Raw genomic sequence first — 17,564 nt, forward strand, 5'->3', positions numbered from 1 at the left:
CGTGGACCTGTTTCCGCCCCGCGCTTTTCCTCGCGGGGCTGACTAGGGAACGCATCGCCGTCTCATCGTCAGCCTCTCCGGCGCATTCTTCAGCGCCCTCCTGACCGGATGAGACTGCAATGTCCCTGATCACCATCAAAGACCTTTCGCTGACCCGCATCGAACCGCTGTTCGCCGGGCTCAATTTCTCGATCGCCAAGGGCGATCGCCTCGGCCTCGTCGCCGCCAACGGGCGCGGCAAGTCCTCGCTTCTTCGGATCCTCGCGGGCGAGGAAGAGGCCACGGCGGGCGCCGTCACCCGCGCGCGCGGCGTGGTGGTCGCGGTCGCGCCGCAGGATCCGCCCGAACGCCTGCTGGACCTGAGCTTCCACGACGCCGTGCGCGACGCGCTCGACCCCGAGACGGCGGAGATCGAGAGCTGGCGGATCGACGTCCTGCTCGACGATCTCGCGGTGGATGCGGCCTTGCGCGATCGACCGGTGCGCAGTCTCTCCGGCGGGTGGCAGCGGACCATGTTGCTGGCGCGCGCGGCCGTGGTGGAGCCGGACGTGCTCTTGCTCGACGAGCCGACCAATCACCTTGATATCGGCCGGATCGGCGTGCTGGAGCGGTTTCTCGCCGCCTTGCCGCGCGATGGCGCCGTGGTCGCGGCGAGCCATGACCGCGCCTTTCTCGATGACGTTACCAACCGCACCTTGTTCCTGCGCCCGCAGGAAAGCGAGGATTTCGCGCTGCCGTATTCCCGCGGCCTGCAGGCGCTGGAGGAGCGGGATGCCGCCCGCGACCGCCAGTTCGAGAATGACATGCGCAAAGTTAAAGCGCTCCGCCAGCAGGCGGCCAAGCTCAAGAACATCGGCATCAATTCCGGCTCGGATCTCCTCGTGGTGAAGACCAAGCAGCTTTCCGAGCGCGCCGACAAGCTGGAGGAGCGCGCCCGGCCCGCGCATCAGGAGCGCTCGGCCGGGACGATCCGCCTCGCCAACAGCGGTACCCATGCCAAGGCGCTGATGACGATCGACGGCGCGACGGTCGCGGCGCCCGATGGGCAGTTGCTGTTCCGCACCGGACGGCTCTGGATCGAGAAGGGCGATCGCGTGGCGCTGCTCGGTGCCAACGGCTCGGGCAAGTCCATGTTCGTCGGGCGGATGCGGGCGGCCCTCACCGGTTCGGATCCGGAGATCCGCGGCGCGGCGAGCCTCAAGCTCGGCTATTCCGACCAGGCGCTGTCTCAACTCGAGGCGTATGCGACGCCTTGGGAAGGGGTGAAGCGGTCAAGCGACCTCTCGGACCAGCAAGCGCGCTCCCAACTCGCCGGTGCGGGCATCGGCATAGACGCCCAGACGACGCCCATCGCCCGCTTCTCGGGCGGTCAGCGGGCACGGCTGGCTATGCTGCTCTTGCGGCTGGCGCAGCCGAATTTCTATCTGCTGGACGAGCCGACCAACCACCTCGATATCGAAGGACAGGACCTGCTGGAAACCGAGCTGATCGAGCACGGCGCGGCGTGCCTGCTGGTCAGCCACGATCGCGCCTTCGTACGGGCCGTGGCGACGCGGACCTGGGTGATCACCGGCAAGCGGCTGGTCGAGGTTGACGATCTCGATCCGGTGTTTGATCGGTTGATGACCGGGTGAGCCGCGCGGCTAGGCGCGCCCGGTCAGATGATTGTCCCATTGCGGCAGGCTGTTTGCCGGCCGCTCCAACACGCGTGCGCTGATGCCTCCCGGTGAAGCCGTGGCGAGGATACGCGTGCCGGCACCCGAGGTGAAGAGGAAGCTGCCGATCTCCTCCGCCGCGGCGATGCCACAGCCATCGCGCAATTCCACCAGCCCGAGATAGCGGCGGTCGGGGAGGTTCCAGAAGGCGGCGACGCCGCCATGCGGCGATGTCGCGGCGGCGATCGTGCCGCTGCGATCGACGGCGGCGCTGCCGCAATAGCCGCGAAGTCGCATCAGTTCGTCGAGCGGGAGTTCGAGAAACTCGATTGTACCGTCGCGGGTGAGCAGGCCGACCATCGGCCGCCAGTCGGTCGCGGCATCCTGATCTTGCATGACGAAGACGATCTCGCCGGCCGCACTTCGCGCCAGGTGGCGGATCGAGAGCGAGACCAGGTCCTCGTCAAGTTCGTGCTTGGCGATCAGCGCGCCCTCCTGCGCGTCCAGCAGGACCAGGCTGGATTCGATCTCCACTTCCATCGCCAGCTTGTCGCGGATGCCGCCGTTGCCGATCGCAAGGCTGCGCTCCGGCTCCGCCCAGATCAGTTCATGCGGCTCGACACCATGGGTCGGGAAGCTTGCGACGCGCGTTCCGTCCGCGACATCGAAGACGGCGATGCTGCCGGCCTGGTCGCCGTCGCGGCTCTCGGTCGCGTAGAGCAGGGTGCCGGCACGGTTGAAGACCGCATGGCCGTCGAAGCTGCCGCCCTCTGGCGCCGTGATCCGGTTCAGGATGGCACCGTCCGCGGCGCGGCAGAAGGTGATGGCGGCGCCGGGCTTGCGGTCGATGATGGCGCAGAGCGTGCCGTCGGGGCTGAGCTCGAGGGTGTGGCCGCGCGCCGGCATGTTCCGCTGCCAGACGAGCCGGCCCTTGGCGTCGAGTCCGGCGGCGCCGTGGCCCTCTGGTCCCGGCTTGAAGTTGCAGGCGCTGAAGTAAAGCGGCGGTTCTGATTTGCGAGAGAACAGGCCCATCTCAGCCTCCGTCGCCGTCCATCTCGTTGAAGCCGAGCGAGATGCCGAGGGCGGCCGGCACCTTCTGGTTCAGCACGTCGCGCAGATGGTTGACCGCGATCAGCAAGGAACCGACTTTCTTGCGGCCTTCGGCATCGGTGACGGCCGTGTCCAGCGGCTCCGGCGCGGCATCGACCGCGGCGAGGGCGGCGTCGAAGGCCTTCGATATCTCGTCCTTGAGTGCCGCCTGGTCGGCACCGAGCAGATTTGAGAAACCCGATGTCCCGGCCATCGCATCGCGCAGCGCCTGCAGATTGAGCTTGATGTTCTTGAGCGACCGGCCGGCGCGCCATTGTTCGGCGGATTTCGGCTTCGCCTTGTCGAGGGTCTGGCCGCGCGGTCCGGCGATCTTCTGGTCGCTGACGATTTGCAAGCCGGACATCAACCCGGCATAGAGCTGGGCGGCCGCTTCGTTCGGATCCTGGGCGAAGAGCTTGGGATCGGCTTGCGCCTGCTCCCAGGCCGCCGCCAGCTCCTGCGCGACGTTGTCGAGGTTATGCGCGATCGCCTGGATGACGGCGATGCGCGCCTTCTGCTCCGGCCCGGCCGAGAGCACCTGGCGGGCGGTATCGCCGTAGAGCAGGCGCTCCAAGGCGGGCAGGCCCTGCACGGCAACGCTGGCCTGGGCGAATTTGTCGGCGGCAAGCGTGGCGGGGTCGGCCTTGGCCAGCAGAGTGGCGAGCTGCTTGTCGATGATCGGCCGCTTCTCCGGCCAGTATTCGAACCGCTCCGCGCGCTGCTGCGCGCCGAGCGGACCGAGGCGGAAGAATTGTGCCTGCATCCATGCGTCGGAAACGGAATCGAAGGTGATGCGCAAGGCGGCGAAACCATCCTGGCTCGGCTGCGCGGCAAAGTCGTCGGCAGCTTGCGCGAGTTTCCTGGTCTCGCCGGCCAGGGCCTTGAAGGCCGGCGTCACCACGTCGCGCGCATAATTCGCGTTGAAGGCGGCGAAGTCCGCGGCCTGAGCCGGTGCGGCGATGACGCCGAGCCAGGAGGCGATGAGCGCGATGCGGCTGACGAGACCTTTGATCATATGTCTGCTTCCTAGAGCGAACCGATGAAGTCGATGAGCGCCTGGCGGTCTTGCGCCGAGAGTTGCTCGACATGCTGCCGCGCCTTGGCGGCCTCCCCGTCATGCCAGAGGATCGCCTCCAGCACGTTGCGTGCACGGCCGTCATGCAGTAGGCCGGCGTTGTCGGCGCGCAAGGCCTGGCCCATGCCCCAGAGCGGCGCGGTGCGCCAATCCTTGCCCGAGGCTTCGCCTTCCTTCATGTGGTCGGCGAGGCCGAAGCCCATGTCATGCAGCAGCAGGTCGGTGTACGGCGCGATCTTGCGGCCGTCCGCGAGCTCGAAGGACGGGCGGTGGCACTCGGTGCAGCCTGCATCGCCAAAAATCTTGCGGCCGGCCTCGGCATTCGCCCCGGGCTTGACCGGCGGCAGCATGGCCTCGCGGACGAAGCGGTCGATCAGGCGGGTCAGCGAGGAAGGCACTTCCAGCCCTTCGAACTGCGGCGAGGCGCCGGTCGGCATCTTCAGGCAATCCGGCTGCTGCTTGGTACAATCTCCGAAGGCATCGCGATAGACCGGGTTGGAAAGGCCGATGTCGAGATCCAACGCCTTGGCGTCCTGGACCTCGAGGCTCGGCGCGCTCGCCTTCCAGCCGAAACGACCGAGCTCGCGCTCACCTGTGATCGGATCGGTGACGTAGTTCGGCTTGCCGCCGCCCGATTGGGCATTCGCGAGGATCGCGGCATCCGGAATCTGCTCGAGCAAACCGATGCCGTGGATTGCCGTAGCCAGCCGCGGGCTGATCACGGTCTCGGCCGAGAGTGCGCCGTAAGCGAGCCTGTCGAGCTTCGGGACCGGCTTGCGGAGCTCGACGGTCGTGTTATCTGCCAGAGTTACATTGTGGGTTTCGAAGCTGACATCGGCGGAGGCTTCGGCGCCGATCCCGGCGACGGATTGGGTCTGGATCTGCTGGCCGTAGATCGGGTCGCCGGCAGCGGTCCTGTCCGCCTTGTGCGCGCCGAGCCGGAACAGCAGCGCCGGGAGGGCAGCTCCGAGCTTGTCGAACGGCACGCCGCGGCCGCCGCCGGGATGGCAGGAGACGCAGGCCCGCGCGTTGAACAGGGGCCCCAATCCGTCCGCCGCCTGGGTCGAGGCGGGGGCCGCAGCCCAATGCCGCTCGAACAGCGCGCGCCCGATCTCGAAGTCGAGCCCCTTGGCGTCCTGCGGCAGCGCGGGATCGCGCACCACATCCTGCACCGGATCGGCCAGCGCGGGGGGCGCGGCAAGGGCGAGCAGGATCGCGAGCAGGGGTTTACGCCACCAGGACATATCCCATCATACCGGTTTCCTGATGCTCGATGATATGACAGTGAAGCATCCAGGCGCCGGGATTGTCGGCGACAAAGGCGATCTTCAAGCGCTCCTTCGGAGTCACCAAGGCCGTGTCGGCGAAATGCGGCAGCACTTGGCGCTTGTTCGAGGAGAGGACCTTGAACGTATGCCCGTGCAGATGGATCGGATGCGGGTGAGGCGTCGCGTTGATCACTTCAGCGACGATGGTCTTGCCCTGCTGGAGCGAGGCCAGCGGCGGTGGCAGCCGGCCTTCCTCCATCGAGGGCCAGGTCTGGCCGTTCATGGCCCAGAAGGTGCGCTGGGTGAGGCAGAGGCTGTCAGCCAGCGGCAAGGTTTCGCCATTCGGCAGCTTGAGATCGCCCGGCAGCGGGCTCGGTGCGGAAGCGGCGCTCAAACGCAAGGTGAAGTCGATCGCGTCGCCGGGCTTTGGCTCCGGGATGCGCGGCGTCTTCAGCTGCGCCGGTTCGAAAGTCGGGCGGTCTAGCGGCGCACCCTCAGCCTCGAAGGTTGCGAGCACGATGGGTTCCGCGGCGTAGTAATTCATCAGCTTGACCGTGCCCGACTTCGGCGCACGGAAGGTGAGGTCTAGCCGCATCGCCGGTCCCATGCGCCAGGGCTCGAGCCTGGTCGGTTCCAGGGCATTGCCGTCGGTCGCGATCATCCAGCCGTCTGCGCCGTCGAGTCCGAGATCGATCAGCCGCGTCATGTCGACATTGAGAAAGCGGACGCGGATGTCGCCGTTGGCCGGCACCTTGAACATCGGCTGATGCTGGTCGTTGACGGTCTGGAAGCTGCCGAAGGTGCCGGCGGTCCCGGCGCCCTTGTTCGTGGTGAGCGCGCCGAAGCTGCCGTCGTCGTTCACCCGCCAGTCGCGGTAGAGGCAGACGAGATCGGCGTCATAGGGCCGCGTCTCGTCGCCCTCGACGATCAGCACGCCGGCGAGGCCCTGGCCGAGCTGGGTGATGGTGTCGCAATGCGGATGAAAGAAGAAGGTGCCGGGATCCGGCGGCTGAAAGGCATAGGTGAAGCTCTGCCCCGGCAGGACCGGGTCCTGGGTCAGGTAGGGGACGCCGTCCATCGCGTTCGGCAGTCGGATGCCGTGCCAGTGGATGGTGGTATGCTCGGCGATTTCGTTCTTGAGTGTCGCGCGCAGCCACTGGCCCTGCTTGATCCGCAGCACGGCCGGTCCATCGCTGTAGCTCAAGCTGGGCGTGGGCTTGGCGGGCGCGGGCAGCAATCGCCGCGGCCGCTGCTTCGCGGTGAGCGTGACATCGACGATGTCCGCGCCTTCGGGCGGCGAGGGTGCCATTGGATAGCGCGGCGCGGCGCTGAAGGCGCGCCCGGTCAAGCCAGCAGCGCCGGCGATGACAAGGCCGGCGCCGCCAAGCCCGAGCAGCCTGCGTCGCGAAAGGTGTGGGGTTTGAAAGCTGGCTGGCAGAATTGGCTCGCTTTCGATTGTCTGGTTACTGGCCGACCGCCGAGGGGTTGTCCAGGCTGTCCGAACCCTCGACCGTGATCTTCAGCCCGAGGCTGCCGACGGCGGCTTCGAAGGCGTGGGCCTGGGCGACCAGGGTATCGACCACGTTCTGGACGATCTTGTTCCCTTCCGGATTGTTGTCGCCAATCATCTGGTCATAGGCCTCTTTGCCGCTGTCGGCGGTCTGCTTCAGCACGTCCATCGCGCCATTGGTCGCCTTCATCGCATCGACCACGCGCTGCGCCACCTTCATATCCGTCGCCTTCATCAGCGCACGCAGGCTCGGGCCCTTCACTTCGCTGCCGTCGGTCCGCTTGTAGCTGCCGTTGTAGATGTCCCACATACCAACCTGGTCGTAGTAATGGGAATTGTGCGTATTGTCGCTGAAGCAGTCATGCTCTTCCTCGGGATCGTGCAGCATGAGGCCGAGCTTGGTGCGCTCGCCGGCCAGCTCGCCGTAGGAGAGACTGCCGAGGCCGGTGAACATGGCGGTGAGGCCCTCCTGCGGGTTGGCGAGCAGACGGGTGCGGCCAGGACCGCCCGCGGCGAAGACCGCTTCCATCTTCTTCAGGTCGTCGATCAGCAGGCTGGTCGCGGCGCGCAGATAGTCGGCCCGGCGGTCGCAATTGCCGTGGGTGCAGTTGGCGGTGTCGTAGTCGCTGGCCGGGCGGTTGCCGGCGCCGGGACCGGTGCCGTTTAGGTCCTGGCCCCAGAGCAGGAACTCGATCGCGTGATAGCCGATCGCCACATTGGCCTCGTTGTCGCCCGCCGATTGCAGCGAGGCAATCAGCTCCGGCGTGATCTTCGACGCGTCAACCGTCTTGTCGGCCATTTTCAGCGACGGGTTAGCAATCACGTTCAGCGTGTAATAGGGGTTGCTGTCCGAGGTTGTGCCGTAGCCGCTGTCGACATAGTCGATCAGGCCCTCATCCAGGGGCCAGGAATTGACATTGCCCTCGAGGTCGTCGATCTCCGGATTGCCGAAGCGGAAGACCTCGGTCTGCATGTAGGGTACGCGCGAGGCCTTCCAGGCATCCTTCGCGGCGGCCAGGGTCGCGTCATTCGGCGTGGCGAGGAAGGCGTCGATCGCCGCCTTTAGCTTTTCCGCCTCGGTGACCGAGTCCTGGTACATCGCCTGGCCGATGTCGGCATAGGTGGTCAGGATCGCCTTTGGATCGGGACCGGCAGCCCATCCTGCAGAAGGGGTTGCAGCAAGGCCGGTGCCGCTCAATAGGATCGCGGAAAGGACCAGGGTCAGACGGCGGTGCATCGCAATGGGCTCCGGGATGGCAAAGGGGTTGGCGCGTGGCCATCTCTGGTAATGCAAGTCATTCGCAATTGCAAGGCGCGTCCGGTCGCACCCGGAGCGCGGGCTCCGGCCGGCCAATTGCCAGCGTCGCTAACGGGACTTTGCGAGTTCTCCGACCAGAGGATTCGGCGTCGGGCCGGCGACCCGCCGGAGCGTGTTGGTATCGCGGTGGTCGAAGGCGGGGGTCCGGCCGCGCAGCGCGAGATCGGTCCGCGTCACGTAGCTCCAGCGGTCATCGCCGTGAAAGGTGATGTCGATGCGGTAATAGTCGGTGCGGAATGCTTCCTCGAGAAAGGGCGTCGAGCAGATGCCGAACTTGGTGTCGCCGCGCCGCGCCTCGACGGCGATCGTGTTGTCGCCCGGCGTCGCCTTGCCGCCCGCCAGCACCACCTGGCCGCGCGGGATGGCGATCGTCTGCATGATCAGGCCGGTGGCCGGCTCCCACAGCCAATAGCCGACCTGGTCGTGGAAGGTGGTCGCTTCCTCCGGCGTGTTGATATGGGTGTGGTAGCGCAGACCATAGAGCAGTTGCGGGCCATTGGGCTGCGGGTCGATCGGCTCCATGCGGGTGACCTCTCGAAACACGCGGCGCTCGGGTCCCTCGGCCTTCGGGTTGATATCAACGCCGAGATCCGACTGCCAAGTGCCGGCCAGACGCCGCAACGGTCCTAGATTCGCCAGGGTGTCCGGCGAGATATCCTCGGGTTCGGTGAAGATGTCGTCTGGAATGGCCATGATTCCCCCGCAATGCCTAGGCGCTGAGAATGCGCATTCGGCGGGATGAAGGCAACCAGCGCGGAACCGTTGGATCGGCTGATGACTATCAATTTGCAAGTCAGGAGCACCGGGAAACTATCGCCAATCCAGTGAGGATGGTCACAGACGGATCAAGCGGAGGAGCGTCAGTTGGTTGGACGAACGGGAATCAAGTGGCTGCGTAGCGCTCGCGGATGCGGGTCTTGGCGGCCGGGCCGGGGCGGAGCACGAAGTCCTTGTCGGTCATCGGCCGGCCGGTGAGGCGGTCGGTGAGGATGGGATCGGCCGGCCTGCCGGTCTTGGCATCGACCAGGAGCAGCGCCTTGCCCTCGGGCGTGAAGTGGCGATTGCCCCAGGCCATGAGAGCGAGGAGCACCGGTCGGAAATCCCGGCCCTTCTCGGTCAGGACGTATTCGTAGCGGGGCGGGCGTTGATGGTAGAGGCGGCGTTCGAGAAGGCCGGATTTGACCAGCGAGGCGAGGCGCCGCGCCAACATGTTGGGCGCGATGCCGAGGCTCTGCTGGAACTGATCGAAGCGGACGTAGCCGTGCAGCGCGTCGCGGAGGATCAGGATGCTCCACCATTCGCCGACGCGTTCCAGGCCGCGGGCGATCGGGCATTGAGTATCGCCGATGCGTTTTTTCTTCATCAAAGGAATCTAGGCAAATGACTATCATGCTGCAAGTCAAGGACGAGGCCGTGCCCCGGATGCCGGAAACGACCAGGACAGTCGGTCTCTATCTCGAGGACATCCATGTCGGCGACCGCTTCTGCGGCGGCGCGATCGCGGTGACGCCCGAGACCATCAAGGCCTTCGCCCGCGAATTTGACCCGCAGCCATTCCACACCGATGAAGTGGCGGCCAAGTACAGTTTCTTTGGCGGGCTCGCCGCCAGTGGTTGGCATACGGCGGCACTGACCATGCGCTTGCTGGCCGAGTTCGGGCCCCATGTTGCCGGCGGGCTGATTGGCGGCAGCTGCGAGGTGGCCTGGCCGCAGCCGACCCGTCCCGGCGACGTGCTGCATCTCGAATGCGAGATACTCTCGGTGACGCCGTCACGCTCCAAGCCGGAGCGGGGCAGTGTGCTGATGCGCAGTGAAACGAAGAATCAGCGCGGTGAGGTGCTGCAGGTGCTCACAGCAAAACTCGTGGTCCCCCGACGAAAGTAGAAGAGCACGCGAATTTCGGAATCTGTACCCTCCGTTGCGATTGTAGAGCGGTTTCCGCAAAAATCGACGATGGGAGGCAGGAATGGCGTTCAGCATTGTCGGCGCACTGCAGCGTCGAGGGGCTCACAGGGCATCGAAACTGGTCGGAGCGGCCGCACTCGCGGTCGCGCTCACATGCACAAGCGTCGTCGCGCAGGCCGATGATTGGATCGGCACCTGGACCGCGAGCGTCCAACCGGTGTGGGAGCCGGACTTCCCGGTGCCGACCAATATCCCGCGCAATCTCTGGAACCAGACCGTCCGGCAGACGGTGCGCGCCAGCATCGGCGGCAAACAGGTGCGGGTCATATTCACCAATGAATACGGCACCCAGCCGCTGCTGATCGGCGCCGCGCATGTGGCTTTGGCCGACAAGGGTTCGGCCATCGTCGCCGGCTCGGACCGTAAGCTCACCTTCGGCGGCAAGAATTCGATTGAGATTCCGCCCGGCGCACCGGCGATCAGCGATCCGGTGGCGCTCGACGTGGCGCCGCTGGCCAGACTCTCGGTCAGCCTGTTCGTGCCGCGCACCGAGCCGACCAGCTCGATGCATTGGGACGGACACGACACCGCTTATATCGTCGCCGGCGACCAAACCGCGGCGGCGGATTTCAAGCCCGACAGCAGCATCGTCTCGCGCATCTTTTTAAGCGGGGTGATGGTCGATGCGGCGGCGGATGCCCGCGCCATCGTGACCTTCGGCGATTCCATCACCGACGGCGACGGCTCGACCGTCGATGGCTTCGACCGCTGGCCGGATAATCTCGCCGCACGCCTGGTGCAAGCGGGTGGCCCGCCGGTTGCGGTGCTGAACCAGGGCATCTCCGGTGCCATGATCCGGAAGGACCGCATGGGCGTGAACGCGCTGGCTCGCTTCGACCGCGATGTCCTGAATCAGCCGCATGTGACCACGGTGACCCTGATGATGGGGATCAACGACATCGGCTGGCCGGGCTGCGGCCTCGCCCCGAATGACAAGGAGCCGACCGCCGAGGAGATCATCGCCGGCTACCAGCAACTGGTGACCCGGGCGCATCTGCACGGGCTCCGGATCATCGGGGTGACCCTGACGCCGTTCGGCGATTCCTTCGCGGGCACGCCCTTCGAAGGCTATTACTCCGAGGCCAAGGAGAAGATCCGCGTCGCGGTCAATGAATGGATCCGCAACAGCGGCGAGTTCGACGGCGTCATCGACTTCGACAAGGTAGTCCGCGACCCGGCGAAGCCCTCGCATATCCAGGCGCAATACGACAAGGGCGACCACCTGCACCCGAACCCGGCCGGCTACAAGGCGATGGCCGACGCCATCGACCTCAACCAGTTGCTGGGGAACAAGTAGGCGGGCAGGGGCGCCGGCGGGCCGGCGCCCCTCCGCAAGCTTTCCGACCACCGCTTGACTCCTGTCAATTTCCCGGCAAATCTGTCAGATATCAGATGTCAGACCAATTTAATCGGTCTGGCTGGGGGAGCGGTGATCGAGATCCATTCCGGCCTGAAGCCTCTGCCGAAGTCCGACCGCGCGCGCAGCGTGATGACGGCAATGGCCGACTTCATCGCTCGGTCAGGCTTCAAGCCCGGTGACCGGCTGCCGGCCGAGCGGGAGTTCATGGAAGGCCTGGCGGTCGGCCGCTCCACGGTCCGCGAGGTGATCCGCCAACTCCAGGCCCTCGGCATCGTCGAATCCCGGAAGGGCAGCGGGACCTATCTCCTGCGCGGCGTCTCCGCCGACACCGTGCACATGCCGCTCTCTTTCGACAGCGCGCGGTTGCGCGATGCGCTGCTGCAGACCCTCGACATCCGCCGCGGCTTGGAAGCCGAGGCGAGCGCCATCGCCGCGGTCCGCCGCAGCGACGACGACCTCAAGGAGATCGAGGTCAAGCTCGAGGCGATGGAGGCGGTGCATCACTCGGAAGGCACCGCGGGTCCGCAAGACCTCGCCTTTCACCTCGCGGTCTATGACGCGACCCACAATCCGCTCTTCCCGCAGCTCCTCGAGCAGATGCGCGAAGCCTTCGAGAGTTTCTGGGAGCAGCCGTTCGAGCGATCGGATTTCGCGCGCCGCTCGTTTCCATTCCACCGCGAGCTCTATGACGCGATTGCCGCCAGCGATGCCGAGACGGCGCGCAAGAAGACTTTGGCCATCCTCGACATCGTCGAGGAAGACATCAAGGAAATGTCCAAATGAATGGTAACGGCCCCCAGAAAAACGGCGTTGGGCCGGAAGACGCCTTTGCGGAAGCCTCCATGGCTGTGGTGCATGACGAGGCCAATCCTTACGACGCGGTGGTGCCGCCGATCGTGCAGACTTCGCTCTTCACCTTCTCGTCCTATGCCGAGATGGAGGAGACCTACAAGGGCCTGAAGAACCGCCCGACCTATTCCCGCGGCCTCAACCCGACGGTGCGCGTGTTCGAGGAGAAGATCGCCGCACTCGAGCATACCGAGGATGCGCTCGGTTTCGGGAGCGGCATGGCGGCGATCTCTTCGACCGTGCTCACTTTCGTGAAGCCGGGCGACCGGATCGTTGCGGTGAAGCATCTCTATCCCGATGCCTATCGCCTGTTCCAGACGCTGCTCCAGCGGCTCAACGTCGCCGTCACCTACGTCGATGGCAAGGATCAGGACGCCGTTACCGAGGCGCTGCCCGGCGCCGCGCTGTTCTACATGGAAAGCCCGACCAGCTGGATCATGGAGCCGCATGACGTCCGCGCCCTGGCGACGCTGGCGCAGCGGCAGGGCGTCGTCAGCGTCATCGACAATTCCTGGGCGACGCCGATCTTCCAGCGCCCGATTACGCTGGGCGTCGACTTGGTGCTGCATTCCGCATCCAAATATCTGAGCGGCCACAGCGACGTGGTTGCCGGCGTGGTCGCCGGCCCCAAGGCCCTGGTCGACAAGATCCGCAAGCAGACCCTGCCTTATCTCGGCGGCAAGCTCTCGCCCTTCGATGCCTGGCTGCTGACCCGCGGCCTCAGGACCTTGCCGATCCGCATGAAGGCGCATGAGGTCGCCGGCCTCGAGGTCGCGCGCCGGCTGCTGGCGCATCCCAAAGTCGCTTCGGTGCAGCATCCCGGCCTCGGCAACCGCCTGCCGGCCGGGCTCGACGGCACATCCAGCCTGTTCTCCTTCATCTTCAAGGAGGGCGTCGATATCCCGGCCTTCGCCGACCGCCTGAAGCTCTTCAAGCTCGGCGTGAGCTGGGGCGGGCATGAAAGCCTCGTCGTCCCTGCGCAGGTCGTGCGCCAGCAGGCGGCGGGCCCCAATTCCGCGCTCGATTTCGGCATCGATGCGCGGTCGGTGCGTCTGCATGTCGGCCTCGAAGGGGTCGAGGCCTTGTGGAACGACTTGAAGGAGGCGATCGAACACGCCTCGCGATAGTGCCGAGAAGTAACCAACAACAAGTCAAACATGGAGGAAGGTATGTTGAAGAAATTGCTGATCGCCGGCGCCGCCTTCGCGGCGCTCTCGGTCGGATCCGCTTCGGCGGAGACGCTCAAGCTGGTCGAAGTGATCACCAGCCCCGAGCGCACCGAGACCCTCAAGGGCATCGTGAAGTCGTTCGAAGCCGCCAATCCCGGCACCACGGTCGAGATCATCTCGCTGCCTTGGGGCGAGGCTTTCGAGAAATTCGCAACCATGGTCTCCGCCGGCCAGACGCCGGACGTCGTCGAGATGCCGGACACTTGGCAGGCGCTTTACGGCAACAACGGCCAGCTCGAGGATCTCGAGCCCTGGGTCGCGAAATGGGACCAGGCCTCCGACCTCAGCCAGAAGGCGCTGGACATGGGCCGCATCGTCGGCGGCAAGACCTACCTGCTGCCCTACGGCTTCTATCTGCGCGCCATGTTCTACAACAAGAAGCTGTTCGAGCAGGCCGGCGTGAAGGAGCCGCCGAAGACTCTCGACGAGTTCCTGGAAGCCTCGAAGAAGGTCTCGGCCATCCCCGGTAAATACGGCTATTGCCTGCGCGGCGGCCCCGGCGGCCTCAACGGCTGGGTGATGTTTGGCGCCATTGCCAATGGTGACAACACCTTCTTCAAGGAAGACGGCACGTCCACCTTCGCCGATCCGGGTTGGGTAAAGGGCATCACCTTCCTCACCGACCTCTACAAGAACGGCTATGCGCCGAAGGACAGCGTCAACTGGGGCTTCAACGAGATCGTGGCCGGCTTCTATTCCGGCACCTGTGCGATGCTCGACCAGGATCCGGACGCACTGATCGCCATCGCCGAGAAGATGAAGCCGGAAGACTACGGCGTCACCACGATGCCGAAGGGCCCGAACGGCAAGACCTTCCCGACCATCGGCTATGCCGGCTGGTCGATGTTCGCCAACAGCCAGAACAAGGACCTGGCCTGGAAGCTGATCGCGACCTTGGAGGGCAAGGAAGGTAACGTCGCCTGGAACAAGCGGACCGGCGCGCTGCCGGCCCTGAAGTCGGCGGCGACCGACCCCTTCTACGACAGCCCGCAGTTCAAGGGCTGGTTCGATGAACTCGGCGACAAGGACGTGGTGCCGACCATCATGCCGACCTATCTCGAGGAATTCGCCTTCTTCAAGGACAGCCTGGTGATTAAGACCAGCCAGGAAGCCTTGCTGGGTGATCGCACCCCCGAGGACGTCGCCAAGGAATGGGCCGACTACATGACCAAGGCCCAGCAGAAGCATCTGAAGAAGTGACGCGCGTGCTCTGATGCGTCGAGCGTCTCGCACCCCCACCCTAGCCCTCCCCCGATTCGGGGGAGGGGACTACACCGAGCCCGCCTTCTCCCTCCCCCGATTCGGGGGAGGGTCGGGGTGGGGGTACGAGTCACCGCTTCAATGACCGCAATCGCTTCTTCCGACAGATCACGCAGCACCCCTCTGCTGCGCCGGCTCGCCGTCGCCTCCGAGCCCTATCTCTACAGCGCGCCGGCGCTGATCCTGATCGTCGCGATCATGCTGGCACCGCTCGCGCTCGGCCTGTCCTACGCGTTCCGGGACGTGAAATTGCTGAATCCGTTCAGCGGCGGGTTCGTCGGCCTCGAGCATTTCCGCGCGCTGATCGATGACCGGACCTTCGCCCGCGCCTTGAAGAACACCTTCTTCTGGGCCGGTGCCTCGGTGGTGCTGCAATTCGCCTTCGGTCTCATCCTGGCACTGCTGCTCAACCGCCCGTTCCGCGGCCGCGCCATCGTGCAGGCACTGGTCTTCCTGCCCTGGGCGGTGCCGAGTTTCCTCTCCGGCTTGAACTGGGCCTGGATGTTCAATCCGGTGATCGGCCCGATCCCGCACTGGCTGTTCGCTCTGGGCCTCATGGACGCGCCGAACAACATCCTCTCCGATCCCCGCAATGCGATGTGGGGGCCGATTATCGCCAATGTCTGGTGGGGCATCCCGTTCTTCGCCATCACCTTGCTGGCGGCGCTGCAGGCGATCCCGCGCGATCTCTACGAGGCGGCCTCGATCGACGGCGCCAATGCCTTGCAGCGCTTCAAATCGATCACGCTCCCGTTCCTGGCGCCGACCATCGCGATCACCATCCTGCTGCGCACGGTCTGGATCGCCAATTTCGCCGACTTGATCGTGGTAATGACCAACGGCGGTCCAGCCGACCGCACCCAGATCGTCGCCAGCTACATCTTCACCCAGGCCTTCCGGCGCCTGGACTTCGGCTATGCCTCGGCGATTGCGGTGGTGCTGTTGCTGTTGCTGATGGCCTATGCGCTGCTGATTGTGCTGCTGCGCCAGTCGATGCTGAAGAGGGCATGATGCGCAGCACCATCATCGGCACGCTCCTGCACCGCCTGGCGATCCTCGCCTATGTCGTCTTTGCGCTGTTCCCGCTCTATTGGCTGCTGAAAGTCTCGGTGACGCCGGACAACCTGCTCTACAGCGAGGGCGTGCGGATGTGGCCGTCCCGAGCCAGCTTCGCGAACTACGGTTTCGTGCTGGAGCACAGCGACTTCCCGAAATTCTTCAAGAACAGCGTCATCGTCTCGGCGTCGACCGCCTTCATCGTGACCATCCTGGCCTCGCTCGCCGGCTATGCGCTGTCGCGCTTCACCTTCCGCGGCAAGTATTGGATTGTCGTCCTGATGCTGCTGACCCAGATGTTCCCGCTGGTCATGCTGGTGGCGCCGATCTTCAAGATGCTCTCGCCTTTGGGGCTGACCAACAGCTTGACCGGCCTCATCATTGTCTATGTCGCCTTCAATGTGCCCTTTGCCACCTTCCTGATGCAGTCCTTCTTCGACGGCATCCCGAAGGAACTGGAGGAGGCGGCAATGATCGACGGCGCCACGCGCTTCCGCGCCTTCCGCCAGATCATCCTGCCGTTGACCCTGCCGGGCATCGCGGCGACCCTGGGCTTCGTCTTCACCGCCGCCTGGAGCGAGCTGCTGTTCGCCCTGATGCTGATCTCGGGCGCCGATTCCAGTACCTTCCCGGTCGGGCTCCTGACCTTCGTCTCCAAGTTCGCCGTCGATTTCGGCCAGATGATGGCGGCGGGCGTGCTGGCCCTCATCCCCGCCTGTCTCTTCTTCCTCATGATACAACGCTATCTCGTCCAGGGCCTGACCGCGGGCGCGGTGAAAGGCTAGGAGTTCGCCATGGCTTCCATCGACATCGCCGCTATCCGCAAGAACTACGGCTCGATCGCCGTGCTGCACGGGGTCGATCTCGCGATCAAGGATGGCGAGTTCGTGGTTCTGGTCGGCCCTTCCGGCTGCGGCAAGTCCACGTTGCTGCGCATGATCGCCGGCCTGGAGGAGATCAGCGCCGGAGAGATCCAGATCGGCGGCGTGCGCGTCAATGATCTCGAGCCCAAGGACCGCGACATCGCCATGGTGTTCCAGTCCTACGCGCTCTACCCGCATATGACTGTCGCCGGCAACATGAGCTATTCGCTGCGCCTGCGCCGCGCCGCCAAGGAGCTGATCGCCGGCAAGGTCTCCGCCGCCGCGGCGACCCTGGGCCTGGAAAACCTGCTGGAGCGCCGGCCGCGGGCGCTTTCCGGCGGCCAGCGCCAGCGCGTCGCCATGGGCCGCGCCATCGTCCGCGCGCCCAAGGCTTTTCTGTTCGACGAGCCGCTCTCCAACCTCGACGCGCGCCTGCGCGAAACCATGCGCGGCGAGATCAAGCGCCTGCACCAGTCGCTCGGCGCCACCTCGATCTACGTGACCCATGACCAGATCGAGGCGATGACGCTCGCCGACCGCATCGTCGCCATGAATGCCGGGCTGGTGCAGCAAGTGGGATCGCCGCTCGATCTCTACGACCGGCCGGCCAATCTCTTCGTCGCGGGCTTCATCGGCTCGCCGGCGATGAACATGTTCGGCGGCACCTATTGTGCCGCGGAAACGGTCTTCGTCGCCCACGACAACACGCGGATTCCACTCGGTCGAGCCTACGCCTGCGCGAATGGCGCGCCGGTGACCCTCGGGATCCGTCCGGAGCATGTGCAGGTCGGGGGCGGGCAGGGCGTCGCGGCGCCGGTCGATCTGGTTGAGCCGACCGGCTTCGGCACCATCCTGCACTTGCGAGCTCTGGGCACCGACTTGAAGGCCTTCACCCTCGAGCGCAGGGTGGCGCAGGTCGGTGAGACCACGCAGGTAATCCTGCCGCCGGAGCGGCTACACCTGTTCGACGCCAGCGGCGCGCGGATAGCTTGATTCAAGTCGTCATGCCCGGGCTTGATCCGGGCGTATGGTTCGTTCTGCGTGAGATTGCCGGGTCAAGCCCGGCA

General features: G+C 65.5%; 16 protein-coding genes. 9 read left to right on the top strand and 7 right to left on the bottom strand.

Annotation, left to right across the window (positions count from 1 at the left end; genetic code table 11):
* Positions 1-119: 119 nt before the first annotated feature.
* Positions 120-1,634 (top strand): ABC-F family ATP-binding cassette domain-containing protein, encoded by a 1,515-nt coding sequence (locus ACYQ4T_RS07035; protein ID WP_459851857.1) that lies wholly within the window; start codon positions 120-122, stop codon positions 1,632-1,634.
* Between the two features lie 9 nt (positions 1,635-1,643).
* Here ACYQ4T_RS07035 and ACYQ4T_RS07040 read toward each other — a convergent pair whose 3' ends face one another.
* The 7 genes from ACYQ4T_RS07040 to ACYQ4T_RS07070 all read right to left on the bottom strand — a co-directional run bounded on the left by ACYQ4T_RS07040 (position 1,644) and on the right by ACYQ4T_RS07070 (position 9,278).
* Positions 1,644-2,687, bottom strand: coding sequence for a DUF1513 domain-containing protein (locus ACYQ4T_RS07040; protein WP_459851859.1), 1,044 nt, complete (start codon positions 2,685-2,687; stop codon positions 1,644-1,646).
* A gap of 1 nt (position 2,688) precedes the next feature.
* Entirely contained in the window at positions 2,689-3,759 is a 1,071-nt protein-coding gene (locus tag ACYQ4T_RS07045; protein ID WP_459851861.1) for an imelysin family protein, read from the bottom strand.
* Positions 3,760-3,770: 11 nt separating this feature from the next.
* Positions 3,771-5,063, bottom strand: coding sequence for a di-heme oxidoredictase family protein (locus ACYQ4T_RS07050; protein ID WP_459851863.1), 1,293 nt, complete (start codon positions 5,061-5,063; stop codon positions 3,771-3,773).
* Positions 5,047-6,435, bottom strand: coding sequence for a multicopper oxidase family protein (locus ACYQ4T_RS07055; protein ID WP_459851865.1), 1,389 nt, complete (start codon positions 6,433-6,435; stop codon positions 5,047-5,049). Before ACYQ4T_RS07055 ends, ACYQ4T_RS07050 begins: the two co-directional genes overlap by 17 nt.
* Before the next feature lie 115 nt (positions 6,436-6,550).
* Entirely contained in the window at positions 6,551-7,834 is a 1,284-nt protein-coding gene (locus ACYQ4T_RS07060) for an imelysin family protein (protein ID WP_459851867.1), read from the bottom strand.
* A 129-nt stretch (positions 7,835-7,963) separates the two neighbouring features.
* The gene (locus ACYQ4T_RS07065; RefSeq protein ID WP_459851870.1) at positions 7,964-8,608 is read right to left on the bottom strand and encodes an FABP family protein; all 645 of its coding nucleotides are present in this window, start codon (positions 8,606-8,608) and stop codon (positions 7,964-7,966) included.
* A gap of 190 nt (positions 8,609-8,798) precedes the next feature.
* Positions 8,799-9,278, bottom strand: a complete 480-nt coding sequence (locus ACYQ4T_RS07070; protein ID WP_459851872.1) for a winged helix-turn-helix transcriptional regulator — start codon at positions 9,276-9,278, stop codon at positions 8,799-8,801.
* A 17-nt stretch (positions 9,279-9,295) separates the two neighbouring features.
* Here ACYQ4T_RS07070 and ACYQ4T_RS07075 point away from each other — a divergent pair, with 17 nt between their 5' ends.
* The 8 genes from ACYQ4T_RS07075 (at position 9,296) to ACYQ4T_RS07110 (ending at position 17,490) form a co-directional block, all read left to right on the top strand.
* Entirely contained in the window at positions 9,296-9,799 is a 504-nt protein-coding gene (locus ACYQ4T_RS07075; RefSeq protein WP_459851874.1) for a MaoC family dehydratase, read from the top strand.
* 82 nt (positions 9,800-9,881) lie between these two features.
* Complete coding sequence (locus tag ACYQ4T_RS07080; protein ID WP_459851877.1) at positions 9,882-11,177, top strand: SGNH/GDSL hydrolase family protein; 1,296 nt, start codon at positions 9,882-9,884, stop codon at positions 11,175-11,177.
* Positions 11,178-11,309: 132 nt separating this feature from the next.
* Positions 11,310-12,023 carry a FadR/GntR family transcriptional regulator gene (locus tag ACYQ4T_RS07085; RefSeq protein ID WP_459851880.1) on the top strand — a complete coding sequence of 238 codons (714 nt, stop codon included), beginning with the start codon at positions 11,310-11,312 and terminating at the stop codon, positions 12,021-12,023.
* Positions 12,020-13,216 (top strand): PLP-dependent transferase, encoded by a 1,197-nt coding sequence (locus tag ACYQ4T_RS07090; protein WP_459851883.1) that lies wholly within the window; start codon positions 12,020-12,022, stop codon positions 13,214-13,216. Before ACYQ4T_RS07085 ends, ACYQ4T_RS07090 begins: the two co-directional genes overlap by 4 nt.
* A gap of 42 nt (positions 13,217-13,258) precedes the next feature.
* Entirely contained in the window at positions 13,259-14,518 is a 1,260-nt protein-coding gene (locus ACYQ4T_RS07095) for an ABC transporter substrate-binding protein (protein WP_459851886.1), read from the top strand.
* 141 nt (positions 14,519-14,659) lie between these two features.
* A complete protein-coding gene (locus tag ACYQ4T_RS07100; protein WP_459851888.1) occupies positions 14,660-15,589 on the top strand; it encodes a carbohydrate ABC transporter permease in 930 nt (309 codons plus the stop codon).
* Positions 15,586-16,419: a carbohydrate ABC transporter permease gene (locus tag ACYQ4T_RS07105; protein ID WP_459851891.1), complete on the top strand. Its 834-nt coding sequence runs from the start codon at positions 15,586-15,588 to the stop codon at positions 16,417-16,419. Before ACYQ4T_RS07100 ends, ACYQ4T_RS07105 begins: the two co-directional genes overlap by 4 nt.
* A gap of 9 nt (positions 16,420-16,428) precedes the next feature.
* Positions 16,429-17,490, top strand: a complete 1,062-nt coding sequence (locus ACYQ4T_RS07110; RefSeq protein WP_459851894.1) for an ABC transporter ATP-binding protein — start codon at positions 16,429-16,431, stop codon at positions 17,488-17,490.
* The last annotated feature ends 74 nt before the right edge of the window (positions 17,491-17,564 follow it).

The organism is Dongia sp. agr-C8 (genome assembly GCF_054658695.1).

Bases quoted from the DNA above. Each gene is read 5' to 3' on its own strand.
- ACYQ4T_RS07100 (WP_459851888.1), top strand. From the start codon at position 14,660: ATGACCGCAATCGCTTCTTCCGACAGATCACGCAGCACCCCTCTGCTG.
- ACYQ4T_RS07060 (WP_459851867.1), bottom strand. From the start codon at position 7,834: ATGCACCGCCGTCTGACCCTGGTCCTTTCCGCGATCCTATTGAGCGGC.
- ACYQ4T_RS07045 (WP_459851861.1), bottom strand. From the start codon at position 3,759: ATGATCAAAGGTCTCGTCAGCCGCATCGCGCTCATCGCCTCCTGGCTC.
- ACYQ4T_RS07095 (WP_459851886.1), top strand. From the start codon at position 13,259: ATGTTGAAGAAATTGCTGATCGCCGGCGCCGCCTTCGCGGCGCTCTCG.
- ACYQ4T_RS07050 (WP_459851863.1), bottom strand. From the start codon at position 5,063: ATGTCCTGGTGGCGTAAACCCCTGCTCGCGATCCTGCTCGCCCTTGCC.
- ACYQ4T_RS07035 (WP_459851857.1), top strand. From the start codon at position 120: ATGTCCCTGATCACCATCAAAGACCTTTCGCTGACCCGCATCGAACCG.
- ACYQ4T_RS07040 (WP_459851859.1), bottom strand. From the start codon at position 2,687: ATGGGCCTGTTCTCTCGCAAATCAGAACCGCCGCTTTACTTCAGCGCC.
- ACYQ4T_RS07090 (WP_459851883.1), top strand. From the start codon at position 12,020: ATGAATGGTAACGGCCCCCAGAAAAACGGCGTTGGGCCGGAAGACGCC.
- ACYQ4T_RS07110 (WP_459851894.1), top strand. From the start codon at position 16,429: ATGGCTTCCATCGACATCGCCGCTATCCGCAAGAACTACGGCTCGATC.
- ACYQ4T_RS07105 (WP_459851891.1), top strand. From the start codon at position 15,586: ATGATGCGCAGCACCATCATCGGCACGCTCCTGCACCGCCTGGCGATC.
- ACYQ4T_RS07080 (WP_459851877.1), top strand. From the start codon at position 9,882: ATGGCGTTCAGCATTGTCGGCGCACTGCAGCGTCGAGGGGCTCACAGG.
- ACYQ4T_RS07070 (WP_459851872.1), bottom strand. From the start codon at position 9,278: ATGAAGAAAAAACGCATCGGCGATACTCAATGCCCGATCGCCCGCGGC.
- ACYQ4T_RS07075 (WP_459851874.1), top strand. From the start codon at position 9,296: ATGACTATCATGCTGCAAGTCAAGGACGAGGCCGTGCCCCGGATGCCG.
- ACYQ4T_RS07065 (WP_459851870.1), bottom strand. From the start codon at position 8,608: ATGGCCATTCCAGACGACATCTTCACCGAACCCGAGGATATCTCGCCG.